Genomic DNA, 15,699 nt, shown 5'->3' on the forward strand with positions numbered 1-15,699 from the left:
GGAGCTATTTTTATGATTTATAAATTAGATAAAAAAGACTACCCCAGAATAAAAGGATTGCTACAATCTCCCGACCAAAAGAATGACCTAACATTAAATTCTATAATCAATGGTATGAATAGAGGAACAATTTATGTAGATAATCCTCAAGAGCCAAAAACAGCACTGATAGATGTAACAGGAGTAATTAGTATTTTTATTGGAGATCCAACTAATAAAAAGTTTAATGATGATTTACGAGATTTTCTTGATAGTCAATTAAAAATAGATACATATGAATCATGTGGTGGAACCTGGTTTATTGCAGTTGTGAAAGATGAAACATGGGAACAATTATTAGAAAATGTTATTGCAGATAGAGAATATGAAAAAGATTATGAATGTTACTATCAATTTAATCCTGAAATTTTCTCTTCTTTAAAAGAGAAATACAAATCATTACCAGACAATTATCACATAAAAAAAATTAATAAAGAAGTTATTGAGAATGATCCTGATGGAATTCTCTCTGAAGTATTGGAAGAGGTGTGGTATTCAATTGAAGACTTTAATACTTATGGACTTGGGTATTGTATCACAAAGGATAATAAAGTTTTAAGTGCATGTTATTCGTGTTGTGTGCATGAAAATAAACATGAAATTAGTGTAGAAACATATGATGAGAAGTACATGAATAAAGGATTAGCTACCTTAGTATGTTCTGCATATTTAGAGGATTGTATAAAAAATGGTTTAATGCCACAATGGTCAACAATGGAAACAAATCTTGGATCTAAACGTTTAGCGAAAAAATTAGGCTTTGAATTTAAATCAAAACTAAAAACTTTGGAGTTTGAATGGCAATAGTTTATTGAGCGTCCAGCTTGAAAAATGAAAGGGATCTAATATTTAGTAGGAAGAATAGGTTATTGTTTTTTCTTAACAGACAATAAATATAAATATTTTTTCTTTATAGAATTTTTGCTTGGTGTTACCTTAAAACCATACCAATCGAGTGGAGGGAGTGATTAGCTCCTGACCTCTCACACTACGTCGTACGGTTCCGTATAAGGCGGTTCAATTAAGATGAATAACGCAAAGTTTCGTAACGACTTTGCAGACTTTTCAGCCTTGGCTTTCCCAGTATGAATTGCCGAGAGTTCTGTGTAATATGGGGCTTTTGAGATGCGCCAGTATCCTTTTCCTTATGGAACTTTTAAACGAATGAGATTTCTGACTCTGGTTCGTGGTTTCTTCCAATTCTTCCAAGACATATTCGAAACCTTTTTTTAATCCAACTGTCTAATCTGTTGAATATTGAAGGTATGTCTGCGAGCGCAAAATATCCCAAAAAATAAAATCTGTTTATCTAATAGGGAGCACATCAATTAAACTATCTTGGTCTTTTTTTCTGCATGTTGTTGTTACGTTCACACTCATTTCGCACTCCCCTCCCCTGATTTATCCTTTACGATTGCTAAAATGTTTTTAATAAAGTCAGCTGTTGGCAAGCCCATCTTTGTGCCATTTTCCGTTATAGAAATAAATTCGAGTACACAGAATGCAATGGCTGTTTTCATCACCTGGGTACTCGATACCTGGAATAACTAGTGCCAGTAAATACACTGAGCCAACTAGCATTAAGTAATAAATTTTTCGTATGATGCCGTTGAAACCAACACGACTATTAAGGTTCTGATTAATGACGCCACTCATATTACCAGTCGCATAATCGAGAGCCATAAAAACGATTAAGACCGTTACAGCCATACCCACCCCATCCACTGAATAGGATACAAGTGTACCAATTACTTCAGCAATCCATTTGAGATAATAAAAAATCCACCACAATTAATATGTTATTCTATGCGATTTTCAAAATATCTATAAAAACAAAAAAACGCTCAAAACCCAGTATTCATAAGGTTTCAAGCGCTTTTCACTTCGGTTAAAAATTAACCTTTAATTTGTAATGGACGTCCCAGGAGGACATACCACAATGCTGATATATCAATGGTTAACAGCTATAATGTTTACCTTTTGTTTACCTTACTTTTTAGACCACCCATCACGGAGTGGTCTTTTATGGATTATTCAGCTAAGCACAAGACATCGATAAACATCCTATTCGCATGTCAACAAACCATAAAAAATAGCCCCCTTATCGAATAAATAAGAGGGCTTTATATAATTCTTAATCTATCACTTATCTCCAACTGGCTTTAGTGAATTCATTGGAAGATAAACAGCATTATCGAGTCTTCCTTCTAATTCATCGGTTACATATATATAACCATTAATTTCATGATCATACCTTGAAAAAACAGTACTTCCCTTTTTCATAATTCTTTCAGTTTTAGATTCTTTTAATGGAACGCCCTTCCCCTCTTCATCTCTTGTTAGTTCATAACGTACACCTCTTTCTCTCGATATTGTCTCAGCGATTTTAAGGTCTGTACCAGGATACGTATAATTCAGTTGGAAACTACCATCACCGCTATCGCCAAAAGTTATTAGTTGTCCATTTTTTGTATCTGAGAAAGAAATATCCCATTCACCGCTACGGAGGTAAAATCCGTAACTTCCCATACCATAATTACCATCACGATTAATAATAATATATGTTGGATTGTTATAGAAAGATGAACGAATTTCTATTGGTACTTCTTTGAAAACTACTAAATCCGTTGCTTGCACGCGATATTGCCCCATCTGGTAAAATATTTTGCCATCATATTTCTCAATATCATACGTTTTAAAGAAGTTATTTCGCTTAACCACTAAAGATTCAAACGTACCATCTGAATTTTTCTTGTATACCTTAATGTCTTTTTTAAAGGTCATTTTCCCTGTTTGCCCTTTTACAACTTCTGCTCCATCATACATCACTTTCGCTTCTGATTTTGTTGGATTTACTACTGCAAATACGAATGCTGCTAGTAACACAATAAATAATTTTTTCATTATTCTCCTCCTACTCAGTTATAAAAACATAATTTCTTAGTATTATATACCAGTAACTTAATATTCTATCAACGGATGTTAAAAACCCTACAAAAGTATAGTGTTTTTCCATAACATTATTTCCCCCCATCTACCATTCTACCCAATTATCTAAATTATATGGTCTACTACCTATTGATTGTGGAAGGCTATCTCTTTCCTCTAACCAGTTATAGAAATGCACAGGACGTTTTTTATATGTTGTTTCTTCTATATAAGATGAATTAATCGACTTACTATTTAAACGCTCTACAGCCCTACTATACGCCCCTACAAATACGGCTCTTAATGTACTAGTAACAGTTAGTACGCCTTCTTTAATGTCCATTGCTATCTTAAACAGGACGTTTTTAGCTCTAATGAAGTCAGGTGCATTTTGAACCTGAGCAGCTAATACAACCTTGTGCAATTCATCTTTCAAATTGTCTGCTAATGGCAGTGAGTGCATGAAATCAAACAACATTACCTGGTACTCGTTCATGTATTCCTTAGCTGCTTCTTTTTCAGCATGTGCTGATTCATATACTTCCTGTAAATTGCTTGTTTTTAAAAGATTAAAAGAACTAGATGGTTGGTTTTCTGAAAAATGTCCAGTACCCTTGATACTACTAGCTTTATCGGCTGTCTCTCGTTGGGACACGCTCGATGGGACATAAGGTAAAATACGATAAATACTAGCCCCTTTGATGCCGTTTAATTTTGTACCTGGTACCTTTTCGATGATGCCTAATTCCTCTAACTTTTTAACGCTACGATAAACCGTCTTTGTACTGATCTCCAATGATGTTGCAATGGTACTCGCTTTAAGATGGCATGCACCTGGATACTCTAATGAATGAGAAGCAAGCTTGAAAACGATGGCACTTCTGATTCTGTTAATTCATAGTAGTGTACCGCCATGTGCTCTTCCACATGCTGGTCCATTTCTTGGACTGAATTGAATGTTTCGTATTGTGCTAAGTATTCAAATGCCATCGTTTTCACCTCACTTTCTAATTCCCGAACTTTTACGGATCCATTGGATGAATATTGTTCGTATTTATTTAAATTCCTTACGTAAATTTTCTCGCACCTGCTTTACTTCCAAATTCGTCAACAGCCGATGATACCCCATAAGGCGTTTTAATCTTCGTTGATACTTGTTGACATCTGAAATTGCATCATGTTGTTTCATCTTCGTTTGAATATATTCATTACGTTGTTGGATGGTTTTCAATTTGTTCACCTCACTAATATTTAAAAACTCAATCGAGAGCACTCAATGAATGCTCCCTGTTCAGTTTTTAAAAAGTAGGAATGTTAATTAATATTTCAATCATCATTTCTTTGTCATATTCAATTACATCTACTTCTAAATAAGCATGTTCAACAATCATCTTTTCGCGTAAAGCCTCTTCATTCATCATTTTTAGTTCTTCATATTTGTACATTTATTGCACACCCCTTAAAGTTCTTTTCCGCAGTCGTGACATACGCAAATAGCATCTCCTGAACAAAGTTGTCTGTTTTTTTGTATGTACTTTTATCCCCTGATTTCCTAAAATGGAAATATAGAGGGAGGATTTAAAAATGAAAAAATTAATTTTTAGTGCAGCATTAGTATTAAGTCTTGGACTAGCAGGATGTGGAGAAGAAAAAACAAAAGAAGAACCAAGAAAAGAAGATACTAAAACACCTGTATCAGCTGAACAAAATGTACAAAAAGAAGAGAGTAAAACAGATGATAATGAAGTTAAAGAAGGTCCTTTAACAAAAGCAGGGCAATGGACAATGGATGGTCAAGACAAAGTTACTTTGGTGAAAATCAAAGAGGTAAACCAAACATATAAACAAGGTCCTATCAATTTAACAATTGAATCCGTTAAATTATTACATCACTCAAATGTTGCCGATGAAACAAAAGAATACTTAAAGAATGCAAATGGCAAAGATGTAACAGAATTGAATACAATTCAAGTGGTTTATAAAGTGGAAAATACAGTAGATGATAATGTTATGATGATGGCAATTGATACATTAACAACCGATACCAAAGCACAAATTCATAGCTATGATAATCTGGCAAGTTCTGATGACACAGGCAGTTATGCAGGACAAGTCATTGTAGAAGGCATGGCTATTTTCCCTTACTTCAACGGCACTTTAGAAGATATTAATACAATTTTCATTAATACGGGTATGACATTAAATAGCGATGCAGGTACAAGACTTGGGGATAGTCAACGTATCGAAATTGCTTTATAAATAAAAACGAATTAGTCACTCAAATGAGTGGCTTTTTTTGATGAAAAAAATTAGCAAAACAGGAAAATAAATATAAAAAAGTATTGATTTTATATATACCTTGGTATATAATTAAAGTATAGAAAGGAGGTGAACAAAATGGATTACGATAAGATTCTAGCTTACCTAGTAACTATCGCAACAATCGCAAACTTGCTTACAAGTACAGCGAAAAACATAAGCGATATGAAAAGTAAGAAAAAACAAAAGCGACGCCCCTCTAGCAAGAAGAAACGTCGCAAATAGTCAAAGCGAAGGAGGTTAGCCCCTCCTTCCCTTTAATCTTATCATATCCTCATCATTATGAAAAATATTGGCTATGTTGTTGCTTTAGCATTAGCGTTGTATATCTTAACTGATATGGTTAATTGGCATGAACCAAAGTTTTTTGATTACTTCATGATTGTGGCATACTCTATTTGTTTCATATTAGTAATAATTAATATCGTTCTGTACTTTAAGAAAAGGAGAGGTTAAATGTTGACTGACAAAAAAACATCTGAAGCTCAAAAGCGTGCTACACAAGCTTATCGAGAAAAAAATCGTGAAAAAACACGTAAACAATCAGCTAAGAGTGCAGCTAAAACTTACATTAATAAATATTGTGAGTTAGACGATTTAACGGAATTAAAGCAGCTGATAGACGCTAGAGAAAAGGAATTACAAGGTGAATAATAACACTAAGACCAGGTACTCACCTTTTTATGAGCGCCTGGTCATTTGTTTATATGACTTAAAAGTTATTCTTTCTTCTCTGCTTCAATAATAAAATCTGTATATGGTTTTTCATCAACTAAAACAGAAATTTTCCAAAGCCCTTTTTTATCAAATCCAAACTTCGCCTCACTCTGTTTGTTTTCAATTGGCCATATATAAAGTTTTACAGTTTCTCCTGTATCCTTATGTGTTGCTGTCATTTTGAAATTCTTTCCGATAAAATCTTTTTCTAAAAAATAGACTTGATATAGTCTTCCTTCGTCACCAGCTGGAAACTCTGGCTCATCGCTTTCCCCATTAACTTTTATAATACCGAATTTTTCTTCTAATCCATGTAAAATCATATTATCTTTAGTAAAAGTCGGGCTTTTTTCCCAGTCAGTTTTTATATCTTCTGAACACCCTGACAAGATTAAACACATAATAAAGAAAAAGCTAATCATTTTCCTCAATGTCTTTTCCCCCTCCTAAAACTGTCAAAATATTTTAAGTACGGTCTTTTACTAGCCAGGCCAATATTTTACCACAACCTACTATTTACTAATATTAAGTATACTTTGAATTACTAAATATACCAATAATAAAAATAAAAAAAGCCCAGGCTCAAAATTAATTGATATGCTCCCTATTAGGTAGACAGATTAAAAAATAAAATCTGTTTATCTAAGGGGAGTATTTTTTATGGGGCGAAGCAAACATCCGCTCGAGTTAAAACTACATATCCTTCAATTGTTTGAAGAAGGTCAATATTCTATAAGGGAATTGTGTGAAAAGTTTTCAGTAAATGATCAAACTTTATATAGATGGAGAATGCAATATGAAGCAGGTGGACGTGAAGGATTACAAGAAGCGACTTCATGTAAATTCTATTCAAAAGAGTTAAAATTAGCGGCTGTGGAAGACTACATTCAACAAAATTATTCACAAATGGAGGTGTTGGCGAAATATGAGATTAGTAGTACCTCTGTTTTAAAAAGGTGGGTGAAAAAGTATACTAGTCATAGTGAATTAAAAGATTCAGGTAAAGGAATGAGTCAAGCTATGACAGAAGGAAGAAAAACAACTTTTGAGGAGCGTATTGAAATTGTCGACTACTGTTTGAAGCACCAGAAAAATTATCAGTTAGCAGCACACACTTATGGTGTTTCATATCAGCAGGTGTATCAATGGACGAAGAAATTTGAAGCAAATGGTGAAGAGGGATTACGTGATCGCCGTGGTCGCACAAAAGATGAGGTTGAATTAACCGTTGAAGAGAAATTGAAATTAGAGATTCAACGTATTGAGCGTGAAAATGAGCGCTTACGTGCAGAAAATCTATTTTTAAAAAAGTTAGAGGAAATCGAAAGGAGGCGTCACTAAGCCAAATCCGCTTTCAACAACGGTATTTAGCGATTCAAGAATTACATCAAGAGGAAAAACTGGCGATTCTTTTATTATGTGAAATCGCTGGTGTTTCGCGAGCTGCTTACTATAAGTGGCTAGTTCGCAAGCCTTCTAACAGAGAAGTTGAAAATGAAGCAATTTTAAAGGATATTCATCTTCTTTACCAACAAGTAGATGGCATTTACGGCTATCGTCGTATGGCGCTGACCATCAATCGTCAGCGAAAAGAAAATAATCAAGCGGTGGTTAATGAGAAGCGAATTTATCGTTTGATGCAAGTGAATGGGTTGAAGTCTGTTATTCGGCGAAAGCGAAAGCCTTATCGTAAATCCCCAGCGCATCATGTGGCAGAAAATGTGTTAAATCGGGTATTTAAAGCGGAAAAGCCAAATGAAAAATGGTGTACAGATGTCACCGAGTTCAAGTATGGAAATGGAAAGAAAGCTTATTTGAGCGCAATTATTGATTTATATGATGGTTCGATTGTGAGCTACGTGTTAGGACATTCAAATAATAATCCATTGGTATTTAACACGATAAAATTAGCAATTCGTTCATTAAAAGAAGGTGAGCAGCCACTAATTCATAGCGATCGAGGCTTTCAATATACATCACACGGATTTAAGCGAATCATTGATAAAGCAAAACTGATACAAAGTATGTCACGTGTAGGCCGATGTATTGATAACGGACCGATTGAAGCATTTTGGGGCACATTGAAATGTGAGAAGTATTATCTACATAAGTACGATTCATATGAAGAGTTAAAAGTAGCGATAGATGACTATATTCATTTCTATAATCACTATCGCTACCAGAAAAGATTAAACGGCTTGAGCCCTTTAGAATTCAGGAATCAAGCCGCTTAATACAATTTTTATTATTTCCACTGTCTACTTGACGGGGTGCAGTTCAAATTGCGTACCTGGGTGTCTTCTTCTGTCACAAATGTAGAATTCTCTTTTTATTCATTACAAGCATTAGTTGGTTCATCACCAAATACATCTGCTAGTGTGTTAGAAATGCCCTGTGCTCCTAAACACATTTTATACTCTAGTTCATCGGATACCCCATAATGCAGAACTGCACTTCCTATAATAATAATTAATGCTCCTGCAAAAAATACGTTCTTCGCTCCCTTTATCACTTTGATTGCTCCCTTCAACAAGAAATATTTGCTATAAACAGCATATCAAAAGTTTATTTTGCACGTAAATACAGTGATAGACTGATAACTCATCAGGCTTTAGACTTACCTTTATTTAAGCATTCCACCGCGGTCAATGACAGTTGCAACTAAGCCCAGCACTCGATCTGTAGTAAGTTCTTTATTTTGTAGAGCTGTTAAGTGTTGAGATTGAATGTGTTTCTTCTCTACGCCCCATTTAATAATGTTTTCTGTTGCCGTTTGCATAGCTGGTGAACCTGGATTCCAATTTTTAATTTCTGGCACTTTAACTTCCTCCTTTGGTTTGTCTTCCACAATTAATTGAACTTGCATTTTGCTGTTACTTGGTACGATTACTTGTCCTAATTTATAGCCTACTGGCATCTGCCAGTTGAATTTTATCTCGAAATGAGGTCGGTCAATATTGCCTGCTCATGTGCCTCCCCAAGTAATGCCTAGCTTTTTAGCTATAGCACCCACTCTGTTTAAAGTAGTCACATCATATAAAGACTGTGGAGGACCAACAGCAATATCCCAAGCTAAACGTGATTTATGATTGCTATCTAATGTCCAGGTAACAATTTGCCCGGGTCTAGTACGTCCCTGAGCGTAAAGGTAATTTTGGCGTTCCTGTGAGCGATATGTTTCAGTGATGAAGATATTTTTAATTCCGGCTTTAAAACACTCCTGAAATAACAAACGGCAAGCTGTTTGTGCAACTGGTAATAGCTCGGCAAGATCTCGACATGTAGTAGTTACGCTAGTCATTTCGCATCACCTTCCCCTGTTTTATCCTTTACGATTGCTAAAATATTTTTAATAAAGTCAGGCGTTGGTAAACCCATCTTTGTACCATTTTCCGTGATAGAAATAAATTCGAGTACACAGAATGCAATGGCTGCTCCATCACCTGCGTACTCGATACCTGGAATAACTAGCGCCAGTAAATACACTGAGCTAACTAGCATTAAGTAATAAATTTTTCGGATAATACCATTGAATCCAATACGACTGTTAAGGTTTTGATTAATGATTCCACTCATAAGCCCAGTCGCATAATCGATAGCCATAAAAGCGATTAAAACCGTTACAGCCATACCCAACCCATCCACTGAATAGGATACAAGTGTGCCAATTACTCCACTTACTGCAGCAATCCATTTTTCCATCTGAACACTTCCTTTTTTCCAAAATAAAAGCCCCCCACAATCATCTGTGGAAGGCTTAAAACAAAATGTATTATTAATTTTGTAGTAAATCAAAGTTATATTTTTTATTTATCTTATTTGCAATTGATTCTAAAAACAATTCAACAGTCATGTTTTCGACTTCTCTTGTATACCATGCAAGTTTTGCACCATAATTTTTTTTATTATAATTTACTTGTAGTGGCCAAAAATTTTTGGTTGCATAAGTATAATCAAACTTCACATATAATTCCTTCCCATCTGGACTTTCCATAACAACATTATACATTGGATTTTTTCTTTCTGGCTCAAACTTAACTTTTCTGATTTTGGTTAGCACTAAATCACTCCTCTATTTATTATATTCGACAAAAGGAAAGGATTTCCTGCTAAAATAAATAATAAAAAATGCTAAGCTTCTGCTTGCATCTTAAAAACTTGCCCTGTGATTTCTTTGTATTGTTCTTTTGTAATTTCTCCAAATGGATTTGTTTCTGTTTTTACAGCTAATTTTAACTGATCTGCTGTTACCCACTTGTACATAAATGCGATTTGCCAAAACTGCATTATGCGCCACCTCCCTTCAATGCCATTACTTCTAGCTTTAACTGTATAACTGTTGCTCCCAGGCTATTGATAATTAAATCCTTCTGGATGCCTTTTATCTTTTCTTGTGCCAATTGTTCTCCAAAAGAAGCTACTTGCTCATCAAGTTTTAACCCTGAACCAATTGTGACCGGTGCACCTAAACCACCACTTTCATCACGTACTTTATACTCTAATGCCATTATTCAACAACCCCCGATATTAAGTGGATTTTGTGATGGATGTCTACAGTCTCACGAGACGTCTCAAGCTTCAAGATGATATTGTTCTTTGGCTCAGTTGCCTCATAATAAAATGTATCTTCTACGACATTATTTTGATTTGGCATAGGTGCTGTATTTTCAGGTGTTAGAACAACATATTGCTCTTGTTCGCCAGCTAATGTCATCGATAACGAGACTTCAAGGTCCATATCCTCATCTCGCTCAATGAATAATAAAACGCCCTTTGCAGATCCCTTTGGTGGCTCGATTTTGTAGCGAGCAACGGATTGCAAAATATATAGTGCTGGTGCCACTGCCTGACATTCTGATATTTTGTCCAACTGTTATTTCTTTGTTCACATTAATATTTGTAGCTCCACTAATATCACCATCGACTACTACAGCACCATTAAGGTTTATCTTATCAGCATTAATTGTCGCAACACCTGGGCTCAAATTAATATCAGTAATAGAGCCGCCTTTGTCTACTTTTAAGTTGATACTATTTTGCATTACATTAATAGCAGATTTTGTGTCTCTATCTAAATTAGAAACAGCTATTTCAATTCTTCCGGCTCTTACGTCAATTGCAGATACTTCATTTGTAATACGATTATTTACTGAAAGATTGATATTGTCTGCTTTTAAATTGATAGCCGCCATTTCGTTTGTGATACGGTTATTCACAGACAAATTAATATTATCGGCTTTAATATCAATAGCAGCAATGGAAGTATTGATATGCTCTACCTCTAACGTTATACGATCATCCGTTTTCTTGATTTCACTTCTAAATTCACCCTGCAACTTTTCCTTGGTTTCTTCGATTTCTTCCTTTAATTCTTCTTTTGTATCGTCAATGTACTCATTTGTGTCGCCTATTTTTTCTTCTTGGTCAGCAAGTGTATCTTCTATTGACTTCGGAAGTGAATTCCCGAAAACGACACTAGATGTTATTAATTTACCGTTATACAAAACTTTCGTTTGCTTTAATATCCGCGTTGACATTTCAACACCTAGCGGCTCATAGATAAGCCAAACACGTTCACCATTTTCTCTTGCAACAAGCTCTGGAATTGTTGTTTCAATCGCTAGTTGTGGCTCATCCTGTAGCTTGCTTTTGATGTAATTTAGCAAAGCTGTAGCATCAGTAAAACGCTCATCTTTAACAGGCTCCTCTTCCCTCCGACCGAAAATATCGATGTTAGGTGATGTATAATCAACTGTTAAATCATCTTTACCAAAACCTTTAATATAAGTAGCAAGGTTAGTCGTATCTTCTTGTAACACAATTGATGATATATTGTGTTTATAACGATACTGGTAGTCGTTGTCGCCACCAATCTCTTTAGCAAAATAAAGTTGCTTATTCGGCAAAATTTGAAATTCGCAATTATGGTACTTGCATATTTTTTGCACTAATTTAATGACATTATCATTACCGAATGATCGTATATAATTAGTGACATTTGCGATATTTGCATCTACTGTGAACGTCCACCCTGTACCTTGCAAAGCAAAATTAATGTGATTATTTAAAGTGTGACTACCCTCAAATATGCCATGCCTATACGTTTTCAAATGGTCATAAAAAATACTTAATGCCGTTACTGATTTACTATAAACATTGTCAGCAAAAACCTTCACACGAAAATCGTTGCCATCCACAGTGATGATTGATTCAGACTTTAGTAGTTCGTAACCAGGGTTATTTTCGCTTGGAAAACAAGAAAACGACACAGTAAAAGTGCCGTCTACTATTTGTTCCATTTTAAAGTCTGTGCCGATTTTTATTAAAGGCTCCACCTGTGAAATAACTGTAACAGTAAGCAAGCAACCACCTTCTTAAGATTATTGGTTGAACTTGCTGTAGTAAGTGCTGCTCGACAAGGTGAACTAGTAGCCATCGAAGAAAAACACCTAAACATAGAAAACAATACCTTATTAATTGAACAAGCTTTAGTTAATTTAACTGGAGAAGGAATCATTGTAAAAGAGACGAAAGGTAAAAGAAAACGAGTTGTGACTATTCCTTCAAATATAATGAATGATTTAGTTACACTTGCTGCAGTTAAAAAATATCAACTACAAGAAGCTGGTGATGAGAGAGAATGGAAGGAACACTTTTTTCTATTCTCAAATGAATTCGGTAAACCATATCGCCCAGATTCAATTAGTCAATGGTGGGATCGTTTTATGAAAAGGAATCCGGATTTACCTAGAATTCGTTTCCATGATCTACGTCACACATCAGCAACTTTATTAATTCATGCTGGAGAACACCCGAAAGTTATTCAGTCAAGATTGGGTCATTCAAATATTACGACAACAATGAATACTTATGGACATCTTTTGCAAGAGACTGATCAACGAGCTAGTTCTCATTTTGATAAATTATTTGATGAAAAAAAGTGATTTGGGCACCTTTTGGGCACTGAATAATGAAATATACATTTATGCATAAATATAAAAAGCCTTACAACCGTTATGGCTGTAAGGCTTGAGTTAGCGTCCCAGGAGGGATTCGAACCCCCGACCGACGGCTTAGAAGGCCGTTGCTCTATCCTGCTGAGCTACTGAGACATGATGTCGTTTCTATATATTTCATATGAAGGACAATATTTATTATATGTACTTTATGGGGAAATGTCAACATTAATTTTACTTTGAAGGCAAGGTTTGCCTCATAAAGATTATTATATGAATTCATTAGTGACTTTATGCTATCTTTTCCCGTTCTTTTTTCTTGGGTTGACCGATTTTTTACTAAAATGATGAGTGCAAAAACAATGGGAATTATGATTATGTTTTGCATATGCACAACAAGGGTACTCATGTTGTCATTGCTGATGTAAGCAGAGAGTTAGGTCAGCAAGTAGAGAGCGATTTACTAGAGCAAAAATATTCTACGCTTGTTATTCCAACCGATGTATCAATGGAGAACAAGATATTATCCATTTAATGCAAAGGACCTCTGATTATTTTGGGTACTATTCATATTTTAATAAATAATGGGGGTAAGTTTCAATATAAATCTCTAAATAGCATAACATTTAAGGAATGAAATAATACAAACCAATTTTGCGAGTGCCTTTTTCTGCTAAAGCGATGAGGTCTCATGAACATGGTGGTTCAATTTTTATCCAGCCCCTACTCGTGCTGAAACGTCTGAATCTGAAACCAGGGCTTATGCGGCAACAAAGGGTCGTATTGTCGTGTTAACGTATGCTTTAGTACGGTCATATTTTATTTCACCAGGATGTTTAAAACTGGGAATGATCGTATGCAGCAATTTTCTATACGTGTAGGTGTTCCTGAAGATATCGCTCGAGCCTGCCATTATTTAAAAATAATATTGTAACAGACATTAATCTTACTGTAGATGGTGGTATGACAAAGAAAATGATGTATGAAGCATAATCGATTTTGCCTTCTATCATACTTGAAACTTTTAAAGAGTATTCTAAAGTAAAGGAAAAATAAAAAGGAGTGAATTATTGTATCCTTATGCACAAGGGTTTACCCTTAGTATGCTATATCCTGCTCCATACACTAATTATACGGCACCAGTTCGCCATTTTTTAAGACCGTCAAATGATTATCGGCGCTGTATAAGTAAAACTGAGGCTGACTTTATGGCGATGAATCGACTTCTCTGGATGGAGCATGTCAATTGGACGAGGATGACAATTATTAGCATTGTTTTTAATCTGCCTGATCTTCCCTTCGTGCAACAACGATTGTTGCGCAATGCGACTGACTTAGGAAATTGTCTACGCCCATTCTATGGTGATGCCATTGCTGATCGTTATGCTACCTTAATAAAGGAGCATCTTACTATAGCAGCACAATTAGTGACTGCTGCTGTTAAAGGCGATGCTAAAACAGCAGATGCTAAAGAAAAAGAATGGTATCGAAACGCAGACGAAATCGCTATTTTTTTACACAGTATCAATCCTTACTTAAGCATAGAAGGTGTACAACAAATGTTCTATACACATTTAGCGTTAACGAAAAATGAAGCTATAACTATGATCCAAAAAGATTATCAAACAGATGTAAACATTTTTGATGAAATTGAGGCTGAAGCACTTGCTATGTCAGATATGATTGCCCACGCGATTGTCCTACAGTTTTGTTATCTCTTCTAGTAATAAAAACCAGATCTATTAACATTTATTTTTGTTAATAAATCTGGTTTTTCTATTCAATAACAGGTGGAAAAATTTTCGCCTTCTTGTACTTTGCATAATGAACTATTGGTTGAGTCCTTTGGAGCATTTCATTCGTAAAAGGAGCTAGCGTATTGCTTTCAATATTGATTTGCGCTTTATGAAGCTGCCAAGGTAAATGATGTATATCGATGCGTAATAATACATTTTTCGATTTTGTCCATGAGCAATAGCGTTCTACTAACCATTTATCAAAGCTGCTACTAGGTATTTCACTAGGCAATGGTTTATAAGAAATCCTTGCTCTTTCCTTAAATTTATGACTATGGCTTGTAAAAAAGTAGCTATTATCCTTTAGTTGTAATGCCATTTTTGCATAACGGTATTTTAAACCACCCATTGAAGCTAATTGTGCAACAAAACGATTTGTCACATCTAAATTAAAAAAATAAATACCTTGCTTCCCCTTGTACGTCACATAGGTACGTATATTGAGCTGTACATAGGAATCAGTTCCAGGGAATGCTGGTAGCAATCGGATTCGTTGTCCGTTTACTTTAAAAAGCACTATACTAAGCCAAGCGTTTTGTTCAAAGAGATCTACTTTTAAATCTATTGGGATATGTTGCTCTAGTATAGACGGAGGAACAGGCCAATGCAAAAACAATACATCCTGCCATGTTTGCGTTAAAATCCATGGTTTTCTCAACATCAAATCACTCCCTTCTGTAGAATCAATTCTCTCCTACAGAAGAGTAGTTCAAACATTTTATTTTCGATCTGTTTCTAGCGTTTCTTTTACAACAAAGCGATAATATAAATTGCGAAGCTCAGATTCTTTAAAAAGCCCTAAATGATTTTTTAATTGAGGGTGTACTAGAATTCCATGTTTACGCAACTCGTTAACAAACCAACCCTTTGAATATTTATACATCTAATATAGTCTCCTTTAGCGTTTATTCATACATAGGGTATGCGCTTGGATTCTAGAAGTG

General features: G+C 35.0%; 25 protein-coding genes, 1 tRNA gene and 2 pseudogenes. 8 read left to right on the forward strand and 20 right to left on the reverse strand.

What is annotated here, in order from left to right; genetic code table 11:
- Positions 1-12 precede the first annotated feature (12 nt).
- On the forward strand, positions 13-846 hold the full coding sequence (locus QNH24_RS18885; RefSeq protein WP_283869053.1) for a GNAT family N-acetyltransferase: 834 nt from the start codon (positions 13-15) through the stop codon (positions 844-846).
- Between the two features lie 214 nt (positions 847-1,060).
- Here the strand turns inward: QNH24_RS18885 and QNH24_RS18890 are convergent.
- The 7 genes and pseudogenes from QNH24_RS18890 to QNH24_RS18920 all read right to left on the reverse strand — a co-directional run.
- Positions 1,061-1,327, reverse strand: a pseudogene (locus tag QNH24_RS18890) (group II intron maturase-specific domain-containing protein); the annotation flags it as partial.
- A gap of 88 nt (positions 1,328-1,415) precedes the next feature.
- A pseudogene (locus QNH24_RS18895) lies at positions 1,416-1,830 on the reverse strand (phage holin family protein).
- A gap of 351 nt (positions 1,831-2,181) precedes the next feature.
- Positions 2,182-2,943: a hypothetical protein gene (locus QNH24_RS18900; RefSeq protein ID WP_283869055.1), complete on the reverse strand. Its 762-nt coding sequence runs from the start codon at positions 2,941-2,943 to the stop codon at positions 2,182-2,184.
- Between the two features lie 130 nt (positions 2,944-3,073).
- Entirely contained in the window at positions 3,074-3,862 is a 789-nt protein-coding gene (locus QNH24_RS18905) for a helix-turn-helix domain-containing protein (protein WP_347342982.1), read from the reverse strand.
- Positions 3,811-3,957, reverse strand: a complete 147-nt coding sequence (locus tag QNH24_RS18910; RefSeq protein ID WP_283869056.1) for a hypothetical protein — start codon at positions 3,955-3,957, stop codon at positions 3,811-3,813. The genes QNH24_RS18905 and QNH24_RS18910 overlap by 52 nt, the downstream gene beginning before the upstream one ends.
- A gap of 64 nt (positions 3,958-4,021) precedes the next feature.
- Positions 4,022-4,198 carry a hypothetical protein gene (locus QNH24_RS18915; RefSeq protein ID WP_283869057.1) on the reverse strand — a complete coding sequence of 59 codons (177 nt, stop codon included), beginning with the start codon at positions 4,196-4,198 and terminating at the stop codon, positions 4,022-4,024.
- Between the two features lie 67 nt (positions 4,199-4,265).
- Positions 4,266-4,412 (reverse strand): hypothetical protein, encoded by a 147-nt coding sequence (locus QNH24_RS18920; protein ID WP_283869058.1) that lies wholly within the window; start codon positions 4,410-4,412, stop codon positions 4,266-4,268.
- A 139-nt stretch (positions 4,413-4,551) separates the two neighbouring features.
- Between QNH24_RS18920 and QNH24_RS18925 the strand changes: the two genes are divergently transcribed.
- The 3 genes from QNH24_RS18925 (at position 4,552) to QNH24_RS18935 (ending at position 5,940) form a co-directional block, all read left to right on the forward strand.
- A complete protein-coding gene (locus tag QNH24_RS18925) occupies positions 4,552-5,226 on the forward strand; it encodes a hypothetical protein (protein ID WP_283869059.1) in 675 nt (224 codons plus the stop codon).
- Positions 5,227-5,364: 138 nt separating this feature from the next.
- The gene (locus QNH24_RS18930; RefSeq protein ID WP_283869060.1) at positions 5,365-5,511 is read left to right on the forward strand and encodes a hypothetical protein; all 147 of its coding nucleotides are present in this window, start codon (positions 5,365-5,367) and stop codon (positions 5,509-5,511) included.
- A gap of 231 nt (positions 5,512-5,742) precedes the next feature.
- Positions 5,743-5,940 carry a hypothetical protein gene (locus QNH24_RS18935; RefSeq protein WP_283869061.1) on the forward strand — a complete coding sequence of 66 codons (198 nt, stop codon included), beginning with the start codon at positions 5,743-5,745 and terminating at the stop codon, positions 5,938-5,940.
- 65 nt (positions 5,941-6,005) lie between these two features.
- Here QNH24_RS18935 and QNH24_RS18940 read toward each other — a convergent pair whose 3' ends face one another.
- A complete protein-coding gene (locus QNH24_RS18940; protein WP_283869062.1) occupies positions 6,006-6,434 on the reverse strand; it encodes a hypothetical protein in 429 nt (142 codons plus the stop codon).
- A gap of 229 nt (positions 6,435-6,663) precedes the next feature.
- Here QNH24_RS18940 and QNH24_RS18945 point away from each other — a divergent pair.
- Positions 6,664-8,237 (forward strand): IS3 family transposase gene (locus QNH24_RS18945; RefSeq protein WP_283869063.1). Its coding sequence is split into 2 segments (ribosomal slippage): positions 6,664-7,306 and positions 7,306-8,237, totalling 1,575 coding nucleotides; the frame shifts between segments, so codons are not numbered across the junction.
- 95 nt (positions 8,238-8,332) lie between these two features.
- Here the strand turns inward: QNH24_RS18945 and QNH24_RS18950 are convergent.
- From QNH24_RS18950 to QNH24_RS18990, 9 genes are all read right to left on the reverse strand, one after another.
- Entirely contained in the window at positions 8,333-8,515 is a 183-nt protein-coding gene (locus tag QNH24_RS18950) for a hypothetical protein (protein WP_283869064.1), read from the reverse strand.
- Between the two features lie 111 nt (positions 8,516-8,626).
- Positions 8,627-8,821, reverse strand: coding sequence for a hypothetical protein (locus QNH24_RS18955; protein WP_283869065.1), 195 nt, complete (start codon positions 8,819-8,821; stop codon positions 8,627-8,629).
- A 147-nt stretch (positions 8,822-8,968) separates the two neighbouring features.
- Positions 8,969-9,304, reverse strand: a complete 336-nt coding sequence (locus QNH24_RS18960; RefSeq protein WP_283869066.1) for a M15 family metallopeptidase — start codon at positions 9,302-9,304, stop codon at positions 8,969-8,971.
- A complete protein-coding gene (locus QNH24_RS18965) occupies positions 9,301-9,705 on the reverse strand; it encodes a phage holin family protein (RefSeq protein ID WP_283869067.1) in 405 nt (134 codons plus the stop codon). Before QNH24_RS18965 ends, QNH24_RS18960 begins: the two co-directional genes overlap by 4 nt.
- 73 nt (positions 9,706-9,778) lie before the next feature.
- Positions 9,779-10,063 (reverse strand): hypothetical protein, encoded by a 285-nt coding sequence (locus QNH24_RS18970; protein ID WP_283869068.1) that lies wholly within the window; start codon positions 10,061-10,063, stop codon positions 9,779-9,781.
- Between the two features lie 71 nt (positions 10,064-10,134).
- Complete coding sequence (locus QNH24_RS18975; RefSeq protein WP_283869069.1) at positions 10,135-10,290, reverse strand: XkdX family protein; 156 nt, start codon at positions 10,288-10,290, stop codon at positions 10,135-10,137.
- On the reverse strand, positions 10,290-10,511 hold the full coding sequence (locus tag QNH24_RS18980; protein WP_283869070.1) for a hypothetical protein: 222 nt from the start codon (positions 10,509-10,511) through the stop codon (positions 10,290-10,292). Before QNH24_RS18980 ends, QNH24_RS18975 begins: the two co-directional genes overlap by 1 nt.
- A complete protein-coding gene (locus QNH24_RS18985) occupies positions 10,511-10,741 on the reverse strand; it encodes a hypothetical protein (protein WP_283869071.1) in 231 nt (76 codons plus the stop codon). The genes QNH24_RS18980 and QNH24_RS18985 overlap by 1 nt, the downstream gene beginning before the upstream one ends.
- A 13-nt stretch (positions 10,742-10,754) precedes the next feature.
- Positions 10,755-12,365: a phage tail protein gene (locus QNH24_RS18990; protein WP_283869072.1), complete on the reverse strand. Its 1,611-nt coding sequence runs from the start codon at positions 12,363-12,365 to the stop codon at positions 10,755-10,757.
- 21 nt (positions 12,366-12,386) lie between these two features.
- Here QNH24_RS18990 and QNH24_RS18995 point away from each other — a divergent pair, with 21 nt between their 5' ends.
- Positions 12,387-12,947: a site-specific integrase gene (locus QNH24_RS18995; RefSeq protein ID WP_347342919.1), complete on the forward strand. Its 561-nt coding sequence runs from the start codon at positions 12,387-12,389 to the stop codon at positions 12,945-12,947.
- Positions 12,948-13,041: 94 nt separating this feature from the next.
- On the opposite strand, the gene QNH24_RS19000 is transcribed toward QNH24_RS18995, so the two are convergent.
- A tRNA-Arg gene (locus QNH24_RS19000) sits at positions 13,042-13,115 on the reverse strand.
- A gap of 232 nt (positions 13,116-13,347) precedes the next feature.
- On the opposite strand from QNH24_RS19000, the gene QNH24_RS19005 reads away from it, so the two are divergent.
- Both QNH24_RS19005 and QNH24_RS19010 read left to right on the forward strand, forming a co-directional pair.
- Positions 13,348-13,494 carry a hypothetical protein gene (locus tag QNH24_RS19005; RefSeq protein ID WP_283869073.1) on the forward strand — a complete coding sequence of 49 codons (147 nt, stop codon included), beginning with the start codon at positions 13,348-13,350 and terminating at the stop codon, positions 13,492-13,494.
- 535 nt (positions 13,495-14,029) lie between these two features.
- Positions 14,030-14,683, forward strand: a complete 654-nt coding sequence (locus tag QNH24_RS19010) for a hypothetical protein (RefSeq protein ID WP_283869074.1) — start codon at positions 14,030-14,032, stop codon at positions 14,681-14,683.
- A gap of 52 nt (positions 14,684-14,735) precedes the next feature.
- Here QNH24_RS19010 and QNH24_RS19015 read toward each other — a convergent pair whose 3' ends face one another.
- Complete coding sequence (locus QNH24_RS19015; protein WP_283869075.1) at positions 14,736-15,416, reverse strand: YqjF family protein; 681 nt, start codon at positions 15,414-15,416, stop codon at positions 14,736-14,738.
- A 57-nt stretch (positions 15,417-15,473) separates the two neighbouring features.
- Complete coding sequence (locus QNH24_RS19020; RefSeq protein WP_283869076.1) at positions 15,474-15,638, reverse strand: DUF2639 domain-containing protein; 165 nt, start codon at positions 15,636-15,638, stop codon at positions 15,474-15,476.
- Positions 15,639-15,699: the final 61 nt, after the last annotated feature.

The sequence above is a fragment of the Lysinibacillus pakistanensis genome, assembly GCF_030123245.1.
GTDB lineage: Bacteria > Bacillota > Bacilli > Bacillales_A > Planococcaceae > Lysinibacillus > Lysinibacillus pakistanensis.

Coding starts and splice junctions, on each gene's coding strand:
- QNH24_RS18930 (WP_283869060.1), top strand. CDS start 5,365: ATGGATTACGATAAGATTCTAGCTTACCTAGTAACTATCGCAACAATC.
- QNH24_RS18900 (WP_283869055.1), bottom strand. CDS start 2,943: ATGAAAAAATTATTTATTGTGTTACTAGCAGCATTCGTATTTGCAGTA.
- QNH24_RS19005 (WP_283869073.1), top strand. CDS start 13,348: ATGCACAACAAGGGTACTCATGTTGTCATTGCTGATGTAAGCAGAGAG.
- QNH24_RS18980 (WP_283869070.1), bottom strand. CDS start 10,511: ATGGCATTAGAGTATAAAGTACGTGATGAAAGTGGTGGTTTAGGTGCA.
- QNH24_RS18925 (WP_283869059.1), top strand. CDS start 4,552: ATGAAAAAATTAATTTTTAGTGCAGCATTAGTATTAAGTCTTGGACTA.
- QNH24_RS18920 (WP_283869058.1), bottom strand. CDS start 4,412: ATGTACAAATATGAAGAACTAAAAATGATGAATGAAGAGGCTTTACGC.
- QNH24_RS18975 (WP_283869069.1), bottom strand. CDS start 10,290: ATGCAGTTTTGGCAAATCGCATTTATGTACAAGTGGGTAACAGCAGAT.
- QNH24_RS18910 (WP_283869056.1), bottom strand. CDS start 3,957: ATGGCATTTGAATACTTAGCACAATACGAAACATTCAATTCAGTCCAA.
- QNH24_RS19015 (WP_283869075.1), bottom strand. CDS start 15,416: ATGTTGAGAAAACCATGGATTTTAACGCAAACATGGCAGGATGTATTG.
- QNH24_RS18960 (WP_283869066.1), bottom strand. CDS start 9,304: ATGACTAGCGTAACTACTACATGTCGAGATCTTGCCGAGCTATTACCA.
- QNH24_RS18935 (WP_283869061.1), top strand. CDS start 5,743: ATGTTGACTGACAAAAAAACATCTGAAGCTCAAAAGCGTGCTACACAA.
- QNH24_RS18985 (WP_283869071.1), bottom strand. CDS start 10,741: ATGGACCTTGAAGTCTCGTTATCGATGACATTAGCTGGCGAACAAGAG.
- QNH24_RS18885 (WP_283869053.1), top strand. CDS start 13: ATGATTTATAAATTAGATAAAAAAGACTACCCCAGAATAAAAGGATTG.
- QNH24_RS19020 (WP_283869076.1), bottom strand. CDS start 15,638: ATGTATAAATATTCAAAGGGTTGGTTTGTTAACGAGTTGCGTAAACAT.
- QNH24_RS18965 (WP_283869067.1), bottom strand. CDS start 9,705: ATGGAAAAATGGATTGCTGCAGTAAGTGGAGTAATTGGCACACTTGTA.